Below are 15,995 nucleotides of genomic sequence, written 5' to 3'. Positions count from 1 at the left end.
ACTTGCCGAATAGCCTGCGGGCATGAACATTCCTGAGGGATACACCACCGTCACGCCGTGGATCATCGGGCCCGACACCGCGGGCCTCATCGACTACCTCACGGCCGCCTTCGACGCCGTCGAGCTGTCCCGGGTGACCGACGACGAGGGCCGCATCGGGCACGCGGAGGTGCGGATCGGGGACGCCGTGGTGATGATGTTCGACTCGGCTCCCGGCTGGCCGCCCACGCCTGCCTTCCTGCGCCTGTACGTCCCCGACGCCGACGCCATCTACCGCCGGGCCATCGAGGCGGGCGGGACGTCGGTGACGGAGATCACCCACCTGTTCTGGGGCGACCGGGTCGGGCGGGTGCGCGACCCGTTCGGCAACCTGTGGTGGATCCAGGCGCGCGTCGAGGAGCTCTCTCCCGAGGAGATGGAGCGCCGCATGACCGACCCCGTCTTCACGAAGGCGATGGAGTACGTCCAGGGCGCGGACTTCTTCCCTAAACAGTGACAAGCCTCGCCAGCGAGACCAGGTCGGGGGCAGACAGGCGCGGGGCGCTCATCACGCTCGGGTACGGCGTGCCGCGCCGCTCCAGCCAGGCCCCCGACAGCCCGGCCCGCTGGGCCCCGTCGATGTCCCACGGGTGCACCGCGACCAGGACCGCCTGGTCGGGCCGCACTCCGGCCTGGCCGGCCGCGTACTCGTAGGCCGCGCGGGCGGGCTTCCACGCGCGGGGGCCGCTCACGTCCAGCGTGGCCTCCACCAGGTCCGACAGCCCTTCGCGGCGCAGGATCCCCTCGGTCATGGCCGCCGCCCCGTTCGTCATGGTGAACAGGCGGATGCCGCCCTCGCGCAGGAGCCGCATGCCCTCGGGGACGTCGGGATACACCCGCAGCTCGGCGAACCCCCTCAGCACGTGGCGCACCGCCTCGTCCCCGGCGCCCATCTCCCTGAGCACGTCGTCGGCGATCCGGCCGAACTCGGCGAAACCGCCCGCAGCCGTGAGCGCGAACCCGTCGCGCAGCACGCTCGCGAACCACGTCCCCATCTGCTCGCCGGACAGCCCCACCTCCTCGAACCTGCCCCGCATCGGCTCCATGTCGGTCAGCGTCTCGTTCACGTCGAAGATCACTACCTGCGGCTTCATGACCGGTCCCTTCTGAGAGAGTCGAGTGCGGCGGACGCGCCCCTGCGCAGGGCTGCCGGGTCCGCGCCGGCGCGCGAGCGGAGGTTGACCCCGTAGGCCAGCAGGGTCAGGGACTCCGCGGTCGCGTCGAGGTCGAGGCCGTCGGCGAGCTGCCCCTGGGCCCTGGCCGCCTCCAGGGCCGCGCGCATCGCCGTGCGGAGCCGGTCGTGGTGCTGGTCCAGCACCTGGCGCACGGCCGGGTCCGCACCTTCGGCGTTGGCGTTGGTCGCCATGCAGCCCCAGCGCGCGTGCTCGCCCACGCACCTGATCCGGATCAGGCGGTCGAAGAACGCCTCGACGGCGGGCAGGCCGCGCCCGTCGTCGGCCAGGGTCTGGAACATCGGCTGCGAGCGTTCCTCGACGTAGCGGCGCAGCGCCCGCACGTACAGGTCCTGCTTGCCGCCGTAGGTCGCGTACAGGCTGGAGCGGCTGAGGCCGGTCGCCGCGACCACTTCCGCGATGCCCGTGGCGGCGCCGCGCTGCCAGAACAGGCGCTCCACCTGCTCCAGCACCGCGTCGGGATCGAAATGCTTCACGTCCGGCATCGGCACCTCCGCGGCCTATCTTGGAACGACTAGTCCAAGATAGCAAATCATTTGCGTAGGTCTCCGCGGCCTTGCTACGTTCGCCCTCATGTCCAGCCCCGAGGCGTCAAAACGCTAGCCACCGGTCATCCGGTGGCTGTCTCGCGCTGACGCCGGGCTCTCCGCGAGCCGTGCGGTTCTTCGTGATGCGGCCGACTTCCCCAGCGGGGCAGGACCTTCCTCCGGCCTGCCCGCTTCCTTGTCGATCCTCGATACGGTCGCGGAGTTCTCTCATGCCTTTCGCTGTCTACCTGCTCGGACTGGCGGTTTTCGCCCAGGGGACGTCCGAGTTCATGCTGTCCGGGCTCATCCCGGGCATCGCGCGGGACCTGCAGGTGTCCATCCCCGCCGCGGGGCTGCTCACCTCGGCCTTCGCCGTCGGGATGGTGGTGGGGGCGCCGCTCATGGCGGTGCTCAGCCTGCGCTGGTCCCGGCGGTTCGCGCTGCTGGCCTTCCTGGTCACGTTCCTGGTCGTGCACGTGGTGGGCGCGCTCACCACCAGCTACGGCGTGCTGCTCGGCACGCGGGTGATCGCGGCGCTGGCCAACGCCGGGTTCCTGGCGGTGGCCATGGCGACCGCCGTCGCGCTCGCGCCTCCCGACGCCAAGGGGCGCGCCACCTCCGTGCTCCTCGGCGGCGTCACGATCGCCTGCGTCGCGGGCGTGCCGGGCGGCGCGCTGCTGGGCGAGGTGTGGGGGTGGCGCTCGGCGTTCTGGGCGGTGGCCGTCGCGCTGGTCCCGGCCATCGTCGCGGTGCTCAAGTCCGTGCCGTCCGGCGCCCCCGGCCCGGCCGGTCCGCGGGCCCGCGGGGAGCTGCGGGCGCTGCGCCGGCCGCGGCTGCTGGTCTTCCTCGTGCTGGGCGGTCTGGTGAACGGCGGCACCTTCTGCACGTTCACCTACCTCGCACCCCTGCTCACCGGGGACACCGGGATCGGGTCCTCCTGGATGCCCCTGATGCTGGCCCTGTTCGGGCTGGGCTCGTTCGTGGGAGTGACCGTCAGCGGGCGGGTGGCCGACCGGCGGCCGATCCGGCTCCTGGCGATCTGCGGGCCGGCGCTGGCCGCCGGGTGGGCCCTCTTCGCGCTGACAGCCGGCGCGCCGGTGCCCGCGGTCGTGCTCGTCTTCGTCCAGGGGACGCTCTCGTTCGCCGTGGGCTCCACGCTGATCTCGCAGGTGCTGTACGCGGCCACCGGCGCCCCCACCCTGGCCGGCGGGTTCGCCACGGCGGCGCTCAACGTGGGCGCGACGCTCGGCCCGTGGCTCGGCGGCCTGACCATCGGGGCCGGGCTCGGGCTGCGCTCGCCGCTGTGGGTGAGCGCCCTGCTGGTGGCCGCCGCCCTGGTCACCGCCGCCGTCGCCCACGCCGTCGGGCGGCCGGCATCGGCGAAGTCGGTGGAGCGGGACCAGCCGGCTGGGGCACAGTGAGGGGAATGGAACCCGCTTCGCGCTTTCACCGAGAGGTCCGAGCATTCCAGGACGCCGCCCGGCAGGCGGCGGAGACCGGCGCCGCGCCGCCGGTGCCGTCCTGTCCCGGCTGGTCGGTCGCCGATCTGCTGATCCACCTGGGCTCCGTGCACCGGGGCGTGTTCAGCATCATCGACGACCGGCGCGACGGGCCGCCGGACGGCTCCGACCTGTCCTTCGCCGGGCTGCCGCAGGACCTCACGGGGTGGCCCGATCCGCAGCACGCACCCAACCTCGGGCCGATCCCGGACGGGGTGCTCGACTGGTTCGAGGAAGGGGCGGCCCGGCTGGCGGCGCTGTTCGACGAGCGCGACGCCGGCGATCCGGCGTGGACGTGGTCGAAGGAGCAGACCGTCGGGTTCTGGGTGCGGGTGCAGACCATCGAGGCCGCCGTGCACCGCTGGGACGCCGAGAACGCCCTCGGCGTCCCGCGCCCGATCCACGAGGACGTGGCGGCCGACGCGGTCACGCAGACGTTCGAGGTCATGGTGCCCGCCCGGCGGGAGTGGACGCAGGCGCCCGCCGGAGCGGGCGAGCGCTTTCGCTTCCGTCGCACGGACGGCGAGGGCGACTGGGCGGTCCACTTCGACGGCCCGGACGTACGGCTGTCCTCCGGGGCGGACGGCGGCGATTTCGACGTCGAGCTGGCCGGGAGCGCGTCGGACCTCATGCTGTTCCTCTGGAACCGCATCCCGGCCGACGGCCTCGACGTGCGCGGCGACAAGAGCCGGCTCGACCGCTACTTCGTCCTGGCGCCTCCCGTATGACCCCTCCTACGAGCTCCGGGCGACGAGGCCCATCCCCAGGGCCAGCCCGTTGCGCGCCCACATGCCCAGGTGGGTCTTCGGCACCATCATGCGGACGTTCGGCCCGATCTGCTGCTTGCGCTTGACCAGCTCGCGGTGCCCCTCCTCGTACCGCCGGAAGGCGACCCGGTGGTCCGAGGTGCCCGCGAGCTCCTCGGCCAGCCGGTACGCCCCCACGACGGCCAGCTCCGCCCCGGCTCCCGACGCCGGGGAGGCGCAGTAGGCGGCGTCCCCCACGAGCGCCACCCGCCCCGACGACCACGAGGGCAGGCGCACCTGACTGAGCGCGTCGAAGTAGAAGTCGGGGTCGGCGAGGGCCCCGTCGAGCAGTTCGCGCACCCGCCAGGACGTCTCGCCGCCGAACGCCTCCGTCAGCAGCGTCCTGTGCTGCCCGACGTCGCGATGGTCATAGGCCAGCGGCTCCGACCTGAAGATGAAGTACGCCTTCGCCTGGGCGTGGTTGCCCGACCGGTAGAGCCCCGCCATCTTGCCCGGAAGGTTGTACATCGTCACCCACCGGTCCTCCCCCAGCGCGGAGTCCGCGTTCGCGAACGCGAAGTAGTGCCCCATGTGCCGCAGGGCCCCCTCCTCGGGCCCGAAGGCCAGCCGCCGCACCGAAGAGTGCAGCCCGTCGGCCCCGACGACCAGGTCGAACCGCCGCGTCGCGCCCGACTCGAACGACACCGTCACGCCGCCGCCGTCCTCCTCCATCGACCGGACGGAGTCGCCGAAGACGTACTCCACCTCCGGCCCGGTCACCTCGTGCAGCAGCGCCACCAGGTCACCCCGCATGATCTCGATCTCGCCGTTCCTGCTCATGTTCACGCGTGCCACGGCCCGGTCCGCCGCGTCCACGAACTTCATGCCCCGCACGTCCGCCGCCACGGCCCTGACCCGCGGCATGATCCCCATCCGCTCGGCCACCTCGGTCGCCTCGTCCCGCAGGTCCACCCCGTTGCCACCCGTGCGCAGCCGCGGCGCCCGCTCGACCAGCGTGGCCCGCATCCCGTGCCGGGCCAGCCAGTACGCCAGCGTCTGCCCGGCGATGCTCGCCCCGACCACCAGAACCTCAGTCATGCCTCCGCCTCTCCTGACCGTTGGTCAGTTCAGGACTATAGGCTCCCGACCAACGGTCAGACAAGGTCTAGAATCGGCGGCGTGACGGACGACACTCGCTCGCGGATCCTCCAGGTGGCGCAGGACCTGTTCGCCGCGCAGGGCTATCACGCCACCTCGATCCGCGAGATCGCGGAGCGGCTCGAGCTGACCAAGACGGCGGTCCTCTACCACTTCCCCAGCAAGAAGGAGATCATCGCGGCCCTGGCCGAGCCGCTGCTGGCCGACATGGAGGCGGCGATCGACGCGGCCAACCGCGCGCCGGGGAGCGACGAGCGCCAGAAGCGGTGGGCGGTGATCGAGGGCCTGCTCGACGTCTGGCTGACGCACCGCGACCTGCTGAGGCTGCAGATGCGCGACCTCGCGCTGGCCGCGGAGGGATCGGTCTTCGACCGTTTTCGAGACGCCGCCTACCTGGCCCAGCACCTCATCGCCGGGCCGCTCGCCGACCACGTGGACCGCATCCGGGCGGCGCAGGCGTTCGGCATGCTCAGCGACCCCGTCGTGATGTTCGCCGACCTGCCGGCGGAGATGCTCCGCCCGGCCGTGCTGTCCGGGGTGGAACGCCTGCTGGAGGACCGTCCCGAGCCTCCGGCGCAGGAGGCGCGCCGGCGCGGCAGGCCGGGGGCGATGACGCCGGAGGCCATCGAGCGGGCCAGGCGCATGCACGCCTCGGGCCGGCACACCGCCGCCGAGATCGCCCGAGCCCTCGGCGTCTCCCGCGCCACCCTCTACCGCCACCTGTCCGCATAATATTGAGACACTATGTGAGACGTTTTCGAGACAGTGTCAGGGTGGCCGGCGGGGGAATCCTCCGCGCACGGGCGTTTAATTCGGTGGTGTCCGGACAGTCGGCGAAGCTACTGTTGCTGCAGGTCAGCGAGTGGGCACGCGGTTGTCAGCGCGCTGTCCCCTGCGGACCCGCGGCTCACCCGTACGGAATCGACCGACGGCGAGGCGATGGTCACCACTGGCGCCGTCCTAACGCCCCAGACGATCGCGAGCCGCGGGTCCCGCCCCCTCACCGCCCGGCGAAGCCGTCGAGGGCGGCGGACAACTCCTTGGAGAGCGTGCCGCTGCCGGTGTGCCCGGAGTCGTCCACGACGACCAGCTTGGCGTCCGGCCAGGCCTTCGCCAGCTCCCAGGCCGTCTCCAGCGGGCCGCCCAGATCGAGACGGCCGTGGATCAGCACGCCGGGGATCCCGGCCAGCCGCCCCGCCTCCCGTAGCAGCACGCCCTCCTCCAGCCAGGCGGCGTTGGAGAAGTAGTGGGAGCAGATCCGGACGAGCGCCATCACCGCCTCGGCCGGGCGGTCGCTGTAGGCGTTGGGCTTGCCGTTGGGCTCCATGGAGATCACCGCGTCCTCCCAGGTGACCCAGTCACTGGCCGCCTTCGCGCGGACCTCGGGATCGGGGTCGGCCAGGAGCCGCGAGTACGCCGCCAGCAGCGCGAAGGTGTCACCGTCGCGGTCGGCCTCGGGGACGCCCTGCCTGAAGCGCTCCCACTCCTCCGGGAAGAACCGCCCGACGCCGCGGTAGAGCCAGTCGATCTCGGAGCGGCGCGTGGTCGTGACGGCCACGATGACCATCTCCGACACCCGCGCCGGATGGGCCTCGGCGTAGGCCAGCATCAGCGTCGAGCCCCACGAGCCGCCGTAGAGCAGCCAGCGGTCGATGCCGAGGTGCTCGCGCAGCCGCTCCATGTCGGCGACGAGGTGGTGGGTCGTGTTGGTGCTCAGGTCGACGGACGGGTCACTGGCGTGCGGGCGGCTGCGGCCGCAGTTTCGCTGGTCGAACAGGACGATCCGGTAACGCTCCGGGTCGAAGAGCCGGCGCACCCCCGTCTTGCACCCCGATCCGGGGCCGCCGTGGACGACGAGCGCGGGCTTCCCCTCCGGGTTGCCGCAGACCTCCCAGTAGACGAGGTTGCCGTCACCGGTGTCGAGCAGGCCGTGGTCGTACGGCTCGATGGGGGGATACATGGAACGATCGTATCGAGACGGCCGCGGTGGACCCGGTGGACCACCGCGGCCGTACCGTCAGGCGACCTTGGACGAGGGGGCCGACCAGGTGTTGCACGAGCCGGGGTCGCCGGAGGTGAAGCCGCGCTTGAGCCAGTGGCGCACCGCGGCCCGGCTGCCGAATTCACGCACCTCGGCGGGGTCCTCGCTCCACCGGAAATTGACGAGCTCGTTCCAGTCGCTCAGGTTCCTGCCCTCGATCGGCCAGACGCTCTTGATGAAGGCGGCGGCGAAGCATTCGTTCTGGAGACTCATGCGGCGCTGCTGCTCATACAGCTCCGTCTTTTTGTCATAGGGCAATTTGTCGTAGGCCTTGGCGATACCGACCAATTTCTGCACATGGTAGCCGTACATGGAGGCCGCCGTCTCGAACAGCCAGAGGTCGTCGGCTTCGTCGAGCCAGTCCTTGCCGAGCTGGAAGACCAGTGTCTCGGTGCGGTCGCAGTACCAGGTCTGGGAATTCAGTTTCTCGATGTCATAGCCACACCACTTCTTCGGAATCCGGTCCATGTGCCGCACCTTGACCGGCCTGTAGGTCAGGCCGGCGTTCGTGAGGTGCTGTTCCCAGGTGGTTTCCAGGCAGGCGATGACCGCGTCGAGGTAGGCGCGGGCCTGCTGGCGATTGTTCGGCTCGAGCGACGGCTCCGCACAGGTGGTCGTCGGCAGTGCGCCTGCCTTATAGAGCGGATTGGCGGTTAGTTGGGAGGATTTGACGGGGTATGCAGCTGCCTGGGCGGTAGCGGTACCCGCTAAGGGCATCATGAGGGCGCCCGTAAGCGCCGCGAACATGAGAAGTTTCACGAGTCGTGAGAATAGGACCTCCCGGTAAAGAGGGCTAGATACAACTATGAAGTAATTCAACCACCACTAAGGGTAATGATCTCTGCGGATAACCGGATTACCATCCGCAGGGAGCACCATGTACAAGCACGCCATTGCCGCATTCGCCGCGACTTCCGGCCTGCTGCTGGCCGCCGGGCCGGCCGCCGCAGAAGAGGGGGCCGTGGACACGGCCCTGTGCGGCAACAACAACGTCGTCAGCTACAACGGGCAGTCGTCCTGGACCGAGGACTTCCAGGCCCTGGCCGAATCGGTCTTCAACGAGTCGCCGCTGGGGCCGCCGTGGTCCGGGCGCCCGAGCCCCGTCGACGGCCTGACCTGGGTCAACCGGACGACGACGTGCAGCCAGAGCATCCCCACGTACAAGGCCGGCGGCGTCGTCGGCCTGGTCGACGGGCTGCTCGGCCCCGCACCCGCGGCGCCGTGCACGACGACGACGAGCACGTCGTCCTCGTCGCTGCTGGCCGCCCTGGGACTCACGCAGGTCGTCGACTCGCTCTGGCTGGGCGCGGTGCCCTGCGCCACGACGAGCACCTGGTCCCCGACCACCTGGTCCCCGACCAGCTGGTTCCCGACCTGGTCCCCGGCCACCGGGACCTGGACGTTCGAGTCGCCGGGCGATCTCACGGTGGAGCAGCCCGTGACGCTCCTGGACACCACCGGGGTCTCGTCGCTGGTCAACCAGATCCTCGGCAACTGACGCGCCTCTGGCCTCATCGTCAGAGGGACGGGGCGAAGGGACTTCGACATGGAACGGCGAGCACCCCGCACCGGCCCGGCTCAACCGAAGACGGACGGCCTCGGCATCGCGTGAACCGAATGCGCCCGGCAGGAGGACACCATTTCCTCTGCCGGCGCACACCGATGCCGAGCCGTCCCCCGTGGACGCGTTCCTGGGAGTTCACGATGCTGTACGCCGACACGCGCGGCGTACAGCGGGTGCCGCTGAAGCGGCCTGCGGTCAGCGGAATTCGTCCGCGTGGTCGGCGGCCCATCGCCCGAACGTACGCGCCGGCGCCCCTGTGATCTCCTCCACCGTCGAGGTGATCAGCTCCGACTTCGGCCGCGCCTCCGCGCTGGCCAGCAGGGCCTCCACCAGGGCCGGCGGCCTCCCGTCCGCGAGCATCTGCTCACGCGCGGCCTGTACGGCCACCTTCTCGAACCGCAGCGGGCGCCCGATGGCCTCCCCGATCGCGCGCACCTGCTCGGCCCGGCCCACCACCTGCGGCCCGGTCAGCACGTACGTCGCGCCGTCGTGCCCGTCGCCGGCCAGCACCCGTACCGCCACCTCCGCGACATCGCGCGGGTCGATCACCGCGGTGGCGGCGATCTCCGGCCCGCGTACGGCACCGGTGGCACGGATCTGCGCCGCCCACCCCCGGGTGTTGGAGGCGATGGTGTTCGACCGCAGGATGGTCCACCGCAGCCCGGACCTCTCGATCAGGCCCTCCATGTCGGCGTGCAGCTGGTTGATCGGGTCACCCTGCCGCTGCACCTCGTCGTCCACCCCCGACGACGAGAGGTAGACGACCCGGCGGGCCCGGCTCTTGATCACCTCCAGAATGGCGGAGGCGCCGTCGGCGGTGAGGAAGGGCCAGACCAGGAACACCGTCTCCACACCCGCCAGCGCCCGCTCCAGCGTGCCGGGCACACCCAGGTCCCCCTCCACGGCCGCCACTCCCCCTGGAAGCCGCGCCGCCCGCGCATCCCTCACCAACGCCCGCACGGAACCACCGGCGGACACCAGCCCGGCCACCACCTGCCGGCCCACGTTCCCGGTCGCCCCGGTCACCAGAATCTCGGTCATGACCGGATCAGCCCGGGCGCGGACGGCGATATTCCGGCCGCACCCGAAGGTCCAGGACACCTCGCCGGCCTTTTCCAGTCTCCGGGGCCGGGCGGCGGGATACCGTCGGACGGTGGATGAGCAGACGCTTCCGGCGGCCGGCATGACGATCAGCGTACGGACGCGCCGGGACGTGGTGATCGTGGATCCGGAGCGTTTCCTGGCCGCGGCCCGCGCCGCGTACCGTGACCTCTGCCCCGAGGCGGGCGAGGATGACGCCGCCGAGAACGTCCGCGACGTCTATGACGCCGTACACGTTCTGCTGGACCGGTTCGGGCAGCTCGCGGCGGACGCGCCGGAGACGTCGCTCGGCCGCGGCGGGCTGCGGCCGGGCCGGCGCGTGCCGGACCGTCCGGACGGCCTGTCGCCGGCAGGCGAGCTCCAGCGGATCGTGCTCGAGGATCCGATGCCGCTGCAGGACTACGGCTGCTTCCTCCCCGAAGATCCCTTCGCCCTGCCACCCGGCTCCCAGGCCTGAGCAGGACCGGCGTCAGCGCCGGACGCGTGCCGCCCAGACGATCGCGTACGCGACGGCCAGGAGCCCGAGGAGACGGGTGGTGTCGGCCATGCCGATGGCCGCGGTCATGGGCGCGACCGCGAGTGTCGACACGCCTTGGAACGCCGCCGAGAGGCTGAAGACCAGCACCATCACGCGTCCCCGGACATGGTCAGGCGTCGCCAGTTGCAGGCCGTTGAGGGCGAGGATCGCGCACGTGCCCACCCCGAGGTGGCCGACGAACGCCGCGGCCATTCCCGGGCCGAGTCCGGAGACGTGGGCGAGGACCAGGTATCCGAAGCCGAAGAGGGCCAGGGCCGCCGCCGCCACGTACAGCCGCCGACGTGTCGAGCCGCCGGCGAGCCGCCTGCCCGCGAAGGGGCCGAGCACGGCGCCGAGGCCCTGCGCCAGGTACAGGGCGCCGACTCCCGCGTCGCCGACGTGGAAGCGATCGAGGGCGTAGACGGGCAGGAGTCCGACCATTCCGTAGCAGAGACGCAGCCCCGCGGTCAGCCACAGCAGGGCCGCGGCCACGGGGGTGGTTCGCAGGAATTGCCAGAGTTCGGCGGTGTCAGCGCGTATCCGGATCCGGCGCGTCGACACGGCGCTGGAGAAGGGCCGCTCGATCCGCGCGACGAGCAGCGCGGAGACGATGAACGAGGCGCCGTCGAGGAGGAGCGTGGCCGAGGTGCCCCAGGCGGCGGTGACCAGGCCTCCCAGTCCGGCTCCGACGAGCAGGCCGGCCGAGTACAGGCTGCCGAGCACGGTCTGGGCCAGTGAGAGCTCTCGGCCGGTGACGAGGTTGGGCAGCGCGGCCTCGGGGATGGGACCGGCCATCGCGGCGAGCACCGACAGGACGGCCAGGCATCCCAGGGCCAGCGGTACCGAGCCGGTGTGGAAGGCGACCAGCAGCCCGCCCACCGGGACCACCGAGCCCAGGTCGCAGAGGATCCGAAGACGTCGCCGGTCGAACCGGTCGGTGAGCGGGCCGATCAACGGGAACAGCAGCACCCCGGGAAGGGAGTTGATCGCGAACAGCAGCGCCGTCCACCCCGGCGAGCCGGTGCTGTGGTAGACGAAACCGCTCAATGCGACGAAGGCGAACCAGTCGCCGGTCAGGCTCAGCGCGCAGGCGCCGATGAGGCGTCGGAAATCGGCGTTGCCGCGCAGCAGTGTGAAGAGGTCGCCGGAAGATCGGCGCCATGCAGGGAACACTCGGTGACTCCAGCGGTGCGTCCTTCCGGAGAAGGACCGGAAAGGGATGACGTCGTCGGCGCATCCGCTGGTCAGGCACAAAGGTGCTGCATGGCAGCATGGTAGTGCCTGTTCCTGCCGCAGGGCCTCGCTTCTCGGGCTGAATGAAAGTTTCACCGGCGGTTGAGCCGGCGGTAAATCCCTGGCCAGCGGCGATGGTTTCGGGGTTGACGCGTTTGCAGTGGCGCATTGACGCCGAGGAAAGCGCTTTCCTACTGTGGCGACGTTTCGCCCGCGCCTCCGTACCCGACACCTTGGAGAACGATGATGCGCCTGAAAGCCATCCTCACGTGCGCCGGCCTGTTAGCCGGCGCGTTCGTCGCACTGTCACCGACCGCCGCACAGGCCGCGCCGACGCGGTACGAGGCGGAGACCTCGCCCGCGGTCTGCACCGGCACCATCGACAGCAACTGGTCCGGCTACTCCGGCAGCGGATTCTGCAACGGCAACAACGCCACCGGCGCCTCCGCCCAGTTCACCGTCAACGCCGGCGCGGCCGGGACGGCGACGCTGAGCGTGCGGTTCGCGAACGGGACCACGACCGCCCGCCCCGCCGACCTGATCGTCAACGGGTCGACGGTCCAGAACGTCTCGTACGAGGGCACCGGCACGTGGGACACCTGGGTCACCAAGACGCTCACCGTGTCGGTGCGGGCCGGCAGCAACACCATCCAGTTCAACCCGACCACCTCGAACGGCCTGGCCAACCTCGACTACATCGACGTCGACGCGGGCGGCACGACCCCGCCGACGGGCAGCACGCTCTACGTGGCGCCGAACGGCAGGGACGGCGCGACCGGGACGCAGTCGGACCCGACGACCCTCACCTCGGCGATCACCCGCATCACCGCCGGCGGGACGATCTACGCACGCGGCGGGACCTACAACTTCTCCCAGACGGTCACCATCGCGGCGGGCAACAACGGCACCTCGAGCGCCCGCAAGAAACTGTCCGCCTACCCGGGCGAGACCCCGATCCTGAACTTCTCGGCCCAGAGCGAGGACCCGGCCAACCGCGGACTCGCCGTGAACGGGTCGTACTGGCACATCTACGGCATCGTCGTCGAGCGTGCCGGTGACAACGGCATCTTCGTCGGCGGCAGCAACAACATCTTCGAGCGCACGGAGACGCGGTTCAACCGGGACACGGGGCTGCAGCTCTCGCGGATCGCCTCCGACACGCCCCGCGACCAGTGGCCGTCCAACAACCTCATCCTGAGCGCGTTGTCGCACGACAACGCCGACTCCGACGGCGAGGACGCCGACGGCTTCGCCGCGAAGCTCACCGTCGGCTCCGGCAACGTCTTCCGCTACTGCGTGTCCCGCAACAACATCGACGACGGCTGGGACCTCTACACCAAGACGGACACGGGAGCCATCGGCCCGGTGACCATCGAGGACTCCCTGTCGTACAACAACGGCACGCTCAGCGACGGCAGCCAGGCCGGCAACGGTGACCGCAACGGCTACAAGCTCGGCGGCGAGGACATCGCGGTCAACCACACCATCCGGCGCAGCATCGCGTACCGCAACGGCAAGCACGGCTTCACCTACAACCGGAATCCCGGCACGATGACGGTGTCGGACAACGTCAGCATCGACAACACCGAGCGCAACTACTCGTTCGACGCCGGCACCTCGGTGTTCCGCAACAACACCTCGTGCCGCAGCGGCAGCGGGACGAACGACCGGATCGTCGGCAACTCCGACAGTTCGAACCAGTTCTGGTCCGGCTCGAACGGGTCCCGGTGCTCGTCCTACAGCGGCGCCCTGCGCTGGTCCTTCGCCTCGGACGGCCGCCTCGTCGTGACCTTCGGGTGACGCCGTGACAGAGGGGGCGAGTACGCCACCGTACTCGCCCCACTCATGGTGTTCAACGCCGGCTCGTTCCGGCGCCGACCCCGCGATCCGCCGCGCCCAGCTCCAGGTGGGAGCCGGTGAACGCGGCCCGCAGGCGCCGATCGTGCGTCACGACCACCTGCGCGCCCCGGTAGGCGGCCAGCGCCTCCTCCAACTGCTCCACGAGCATCGGCGACAGGTGGTTGGTCGGCTCGTCGAGCAGCAGCAGGTCCACGGGCTCGCTCACCAGCCGGGCGAGCTCGATCCGGCGCCGTTGCCCGTAGGAGAGCTCCCCCAGGCGCAGCCCGAGGTCCGACGGCCGGAAGAGCCCCAGGGCGAGCAGCGTGTCCGCGTGCTCGTCCAGGCTCCCGGGACGCCCGTCCGCGTAGGCCCGCAACACCGTCCGGTCCGCCGGCCCGACCCGGCCGAGGTCCCCCTCGTCCTGCCGGAAGAACCCGGCCCGGCCGGCCCGCCGTACCTCGCCCGCGTCCGGACGCAGCTCCCCGGCGAGCACCCGCATCAGCGTGGTCTTGCCCGCCCCGTTCGGACCGGTGACGAGCAGCCGCTCACCGGCGCCGACGGCCAGGGAGTCGAGGCGAAGCCGGCCCGCCACCACCACGCCGTCGAGCGCGGCCACCTCGGTTTCGGAAGCGGCCCCCGCGGTGGCGAGGGTGGCGGCGAAGCGCAGCGGCTCGGGAAGCGGCGGCGCCGGGTGCTCGGCGAGCCACCGTAGCCGCTGCTGGGACTGCCGGATGCGCCCGGCGGCCCCGTGCGTACGCGAGCGCGCCCGCCAGGCGCCGGTGCCCATGCCCGCCTTGGCGACCTTGCGCGGGATCCCGGCCAGCCGGCCCGCGTTGGCCGCCACCAGCGTGGCGTGCCGGTCCAGCTCCGTCTTCCACTCCTCGTGGGCCCGCGCCTGCGCGGCGCGTTCGGCGGCCTTGGCGACGAGGTACCCGGCGTAGCCGTCGCCGTAGCGGCGCACCTGCCCGTCGGCGACCTCCAGGATGGCGGTGGTCACCCGCTCCAGGAACATCCGGTCGTGCGTGATCGCCACGACCGTGCCCCGGTGGGCGCGCAGGCGCTGTTCGAGCCAGGCCACGGCCTGGTCGTCCAGGTCGTTGGTCGGCTCGTCGAGCAGCAGCAGCTCGGGAGCGGACGCCAGCGTGGCGGCCAGGACGAGCCTGGCGCGTTCGCCGCCGGAGAGCGTGCCCAGCGGGCGGCTCCGGTCGAGCCCGGGCAGCCCGAGCCCGTGCAGCGCGATCTCCACCAGGACGTCGGCCTCGTAGCCGCCCCGTGCCTCGAACTGCGCCACGAGCCCCGCGTACGCCTCCGCGTCCGCCTCTTCGAGCGACCGTTCGGCCGCCCGCATCCGGGCCTCGATCTCTCGCAGATCGGCCAGCGCCAGATCGACGGCGTCGGCCACCGTCGCGTGCGGCGGCAGCGCGAGTGACTGCGGCAGGTGTCCGACGCCGCCGGGCGCGACGGCCAGGAGCTCGCCGTTGTCCGGCCGCTCGGCGTTCGCCATGAGCCTGAGCAGCGTGGACTTGCCTGACCCGTTGTCGCCGATCACTCCGATCCGCTCGCCGGGTCTGACGGTGAGCGACACCCGGTCCAGGACGACGCGGGTGCCGTAACGCTTGGTGATCTCGGTGAGTGCGAGTTGGGCGGCGGTACGCAAAAGGCATGCCTCCTTTTCGAGCATGAACAAACGGGGTGGGGTGGTCAGCCCGGCGCCTTCCGGCTGAGGTGCTCCCAGGCCCGGTACTCCTCCGTGCGGGCCCGCTCTATCTGCTGGACGATGTCGTACGAGGCGCCGCCGACGATCAGCCGCAGCGGCGGCTCCGCCAGCTCGACCAGCTCCATGATCACCGGCGCCGCGGTGCTCGGGTCGGGACCGGCGTCCTCGCCCCACATCTCGGCCAGCTGGGCGTGCAGCGGCTCGTTCTCCGGGCGCCGCTCCGCGAGCGTGGTGCCCCGCGTGAACAGGTCCGTGCCGTACCCGCCCGGCTGCACGATCGTCACCTTGATCCCGAACGGCGCCACCTCCATCGCCAGCGCCTGGCTCACCGAGTCGAGCGCGGACTTGCTCGCCGCGTAGAACCCGACGGACGCGAACCCGCCGCCGGACCCCATCGAGGTGACCTGCAGGATGTGGCCGGACCCCTGCGCCCGCAGGTGCGGCACCACGGCCTGGGCCACCCAGATCGCACCGAAGAAGTTGACGTCGAACTGGGCGCGGATCTGCTCCTCGGTGGCCTCCTCCACCATGCCGAACAGCAGCGTGCCGGCGTTGTTGACCACGACGTCGAGGCGGCCGAACGCCGCCGCGGCCTCGTCCACGACCTTCCGGACGGCCGCGCGGTCGCGGACGTCCAGCGTCAGCCGTACGAGGCTGTCGGGGTGGGCGGCGGCGAGGTCGGCGAGGGGGCCGAGGTCGCGGGCGGCGGCCACGACGCGGTCTCCGGCGGCGAGCGCCGCCTCGGCGAAGGCCCTGCCCAGGCCTCTCGACGCGCCGGTGATGAACCAGACTCGGGCAGTCGTCACACGGACTCCTCACCA

At 71.3% G+C, this 15,995-nt stretch carries 16 protein-coding genes; 7 read left to right on the top strand and 9 right to left on the bottom strand.

Features of this window, described 5'->3' with window-relative positions; genetic code table 11:
• Positions 1 to 22 precede the first annotated feature (22 nt).
• A complete protein-coding gene (locus AB0J87_RS30450; RefSeq protein ID WP_363970599.1) occupies positions 23 to 496 on the top strand; it encodes a VOC family protein in 474 nt (157 codons plus the stop codon).
• Here the strand turns inward: AB0J87_RS30450 and AB0J87_RS30445 are convergent.
• Positions 486 to 1,133 carry a haloacid dehalogenase type II gene (locus AB0J87_RS30445; RefSeq protein ID WP_363970597.1) on the bottom strand — a complete coding sequence of 216 codons (648 nt, stop codon included), beginning with the start codon at positions 1,131 to 1,133 and terminating at the stop codon, positions 486 to 488. The two genes, AB0J87_RS30450 and AB0J87_RS30445, sit on opposite strands and share 11 nt — an antisense overlap.
• The gene (locus AB0J87_RS30440) at positions 1,130 to 1,717 is read right to left on the bottom strand and encodes a TetR family transcriptional regulator (RefSeq protein WP_363970595.1); all 588 of its coding nucleotides are present in this window, start codon (positions 1,715 to 1,717) and stop codon (positions 1,130 to 1,132) included. Before AB0J87_RS30440 ends, AB0J87_RS30445 begins: the two co-directional genes overlap by 4 nt.
• Before the next feature lie 272 nt (positions 1,718 to 1,989).
• Between AB0J87_RS30440 and AB0J87_RS30435 the strand changes: the two genes are divergently transcribed.
• Positions 1,990 to 3,180 (top strand): Cmx/CmrA family chloramphenicol efflux MFS transporter, encoded by a 1,191-nt coding sequence (locus tag AB0J87_RS30435; protein ID WP_363970593.1) that lies wholly within the window; start codon positions 1,990 to 1,992, stop codon positions 3,178 to 3,180.
• Between the two features lie 5 nt (positions 3,181 to 3,185).
• Entirely contained in the window at positions 3,186 to 3,986 is an 801-nt protein-coding gene (locus tag AB0J87_RS30430; protein ID WP_363970591.1) for a maleylpyruvate isomerase family mycothiol-dependent enzyme, read from the top strand.
• A gap of 6 nt (positions 3,987 to 3,992) precedes the next feature.
• Here the strand turns inward: AB0J87_RS30430 and AB0J87_RS30425 are convergent, their stop codons facing one another.
• Entirely contained in the window at positions 3,993 to 5,102 is a 1,110-nt protein-coding gene (locus tag AB0J87_RS30425) for an FAD-dependent monooxygenase (RefSeq protein WP_363970589.1), read from the bottom strand.
• 81 nt (positions 5,103 to 5,183) lie between these two features.
• Here AB0J87_RS30425 and AB0J87_RS30420 point away from each other — a divergent pair, with 81 nt between their 5' ends.
• Positions 5,184 to 5,894 (top strand): TetR family transcriptional regulator, encoded by a 711-nt coding sequence (locus AB0J87_RS30420; RefSeq protein ID WP_363970587.1) that lies wholly within the window; start codon positions 5,184 to 5,186, stop codon positions 5,892 to 5,894.
• A gap of 268 nt (positions 5,895 to 6,162) precedes the next feature.
• Here the strand turns inward: AB0J87_RS30420 and pip are convergent, their stop codons facing one another.
• Together pip and AB0J87_RS30410 are read right to left on the bottom strand one after the other, a co-directional pair.
• A complete protein-coding gene (gene pip, locus AB0J87_RS30415; protein WP_363970585.1) occupies positions 6,163 to 7,122 on the bottom strand; it encodes a prolyl aminopeptidase in 960 nt (319 codons plus the stop codon).
• 57 nt (positions 7,123 to 7,179) lie between these two features.
• Positions 7,180 to 7,962, bottom strand: coding sequence for a neutral zinc metallopeptidase (locus AB0J87_RS30410; protein WP_363970583.1), 783 nt, complete (start codon positions 7,960 to 7,962; stop codon positions 7,180 to 7,182).
• Between the two features lie 118 nt (positions 7,963 to 8,080).
• On the opposite strand from AB0J87_RS30410, the gene AB0J87_RS30405 reads away from it, so the two are divergent.
• The gene (locus AB0J87_RS30405; protein ID WP_363970581.1) at positions 8,081 to 8,701 is read left to right on the top strand and encodes a hypothetical protein; all 621 of its coding nucleotides are present in this window, start codon (positions 8,081 to 8,083) and stop codon (positions 8,699 to 8,701) included.
• A gap of 261 nt (positions 8,702 to 8,962) precedes the next feature.
• Here the strand turns inward: AB0J87_RS30405 and AB0J87_RS30400 are convergent, their stop codons facing one another.
• Positions 8,963 to 9,808, bottom strand: coding sequence for an NAD(P)H-binding protein (locus AB0J87_RS30400; RefSeq protein ID WP_363970578.1), 846 nt, complete (start codon positions 9,806 to 9,808; stop codon positions 8,963 to 8,965).
• Positions 9,809 to 9,920: 112 nt separating this feature from the next.
• Between AB0J87_RS30400 and AB0J87_RS30395 the strand changes: the two genes are divergently transcribed.
• Positions 9,921 to 10,325 carry a hypothetical protein gene (locus tag AB0J87_RS30395; protein WP_363970577.1) on the top strand — a complete coding sequence of 135 codons (405 nt, stop codon included), beginning with the start codon at positions 9,921 to 9,923 and terminating at the stop codon, positions 10,323 to 10,325.
• 12 nt (positions 10,326 to 10,337) lie between these two features.
• Here AB0J87_RS30395 and AB0J87_RS30390 read toward each other — a convergent pair whose 3' ends face one another.
• Entirely contained in the window at positions 10,338 to 11,558 is a 1,221-nt protein-coding gene (locus AB0J87_RS30390; protein WP_363970575.1) for an MFS transporter, read from the bottom strand.
• A 303-nt stretch (positions 11,559 to 11,861) separates the two neighbouring features.
• Between AB0J87_RS30390 and AB0J87_RS30385 the strand changes: the two genes are divergently transcribed.
• Entirely contained in the window at positions 11,862 to 13,418 is a 1,557-nt protein-coding gene (locus AB0J87_RS30385; RefSeq protein WP_363970573.1) for a carbohydrate-binding protein, read from the top strand.
• A 52-nt stretch (positions 13,419 to 13,470) separates the two neighbouring features.
• On the opposite strand, the gene abc-f is transcribed toward AB0J87_RS30385, so the two are convergent.
• Together abc-f and AB0J87_RS30375 are read right to left on the bottom strand one after the other, a co-directional pair.
• On the bottom strand, positions 13,471 to 15,138 hold the full coding sequence (gene abc-f / locus AB0J87_RS30380) for a ribosomal protection-like ABC-F family protein (RefSeq protein ID WP_363970571.1): 1,668 nt from the start codon (positions 15,136 to 15,138) through the stop codon (positions 13,471 to 13,473).
• Between the two features lie 20 nt (positions 15,139 to 15,158).
• Positions 15,159 to 15,980, bottom strand: coding sequence for an SDR family NAD(P)-dependent oxidoreductase (locus tag AB0J87_RS30375; protein ID WP_363970569.1), 822 nt, complete (start codon positions 15,978 to 15,980; stop codon positions 15,159 to 15,161).
• Positions 15,981 to 15,995: the final 15 nt, after the last annotated feature.

Source organism: Nonomuraea sp. NPDC049625 (assembly GCF_040675285.1).
In the GTDB taxonomy this organism is placed as follows: Bacteria; Actinomycetota; Actinomycetes; order Streptosporangiales; family Streptosporangiaceae; genus Nonomuraea; species Nonomuraea angiospora_A.
Note: the sequence above shows the minus strand (reverse complement) of the source record. Positions and strands in the feature narration are given on the sequence as shown.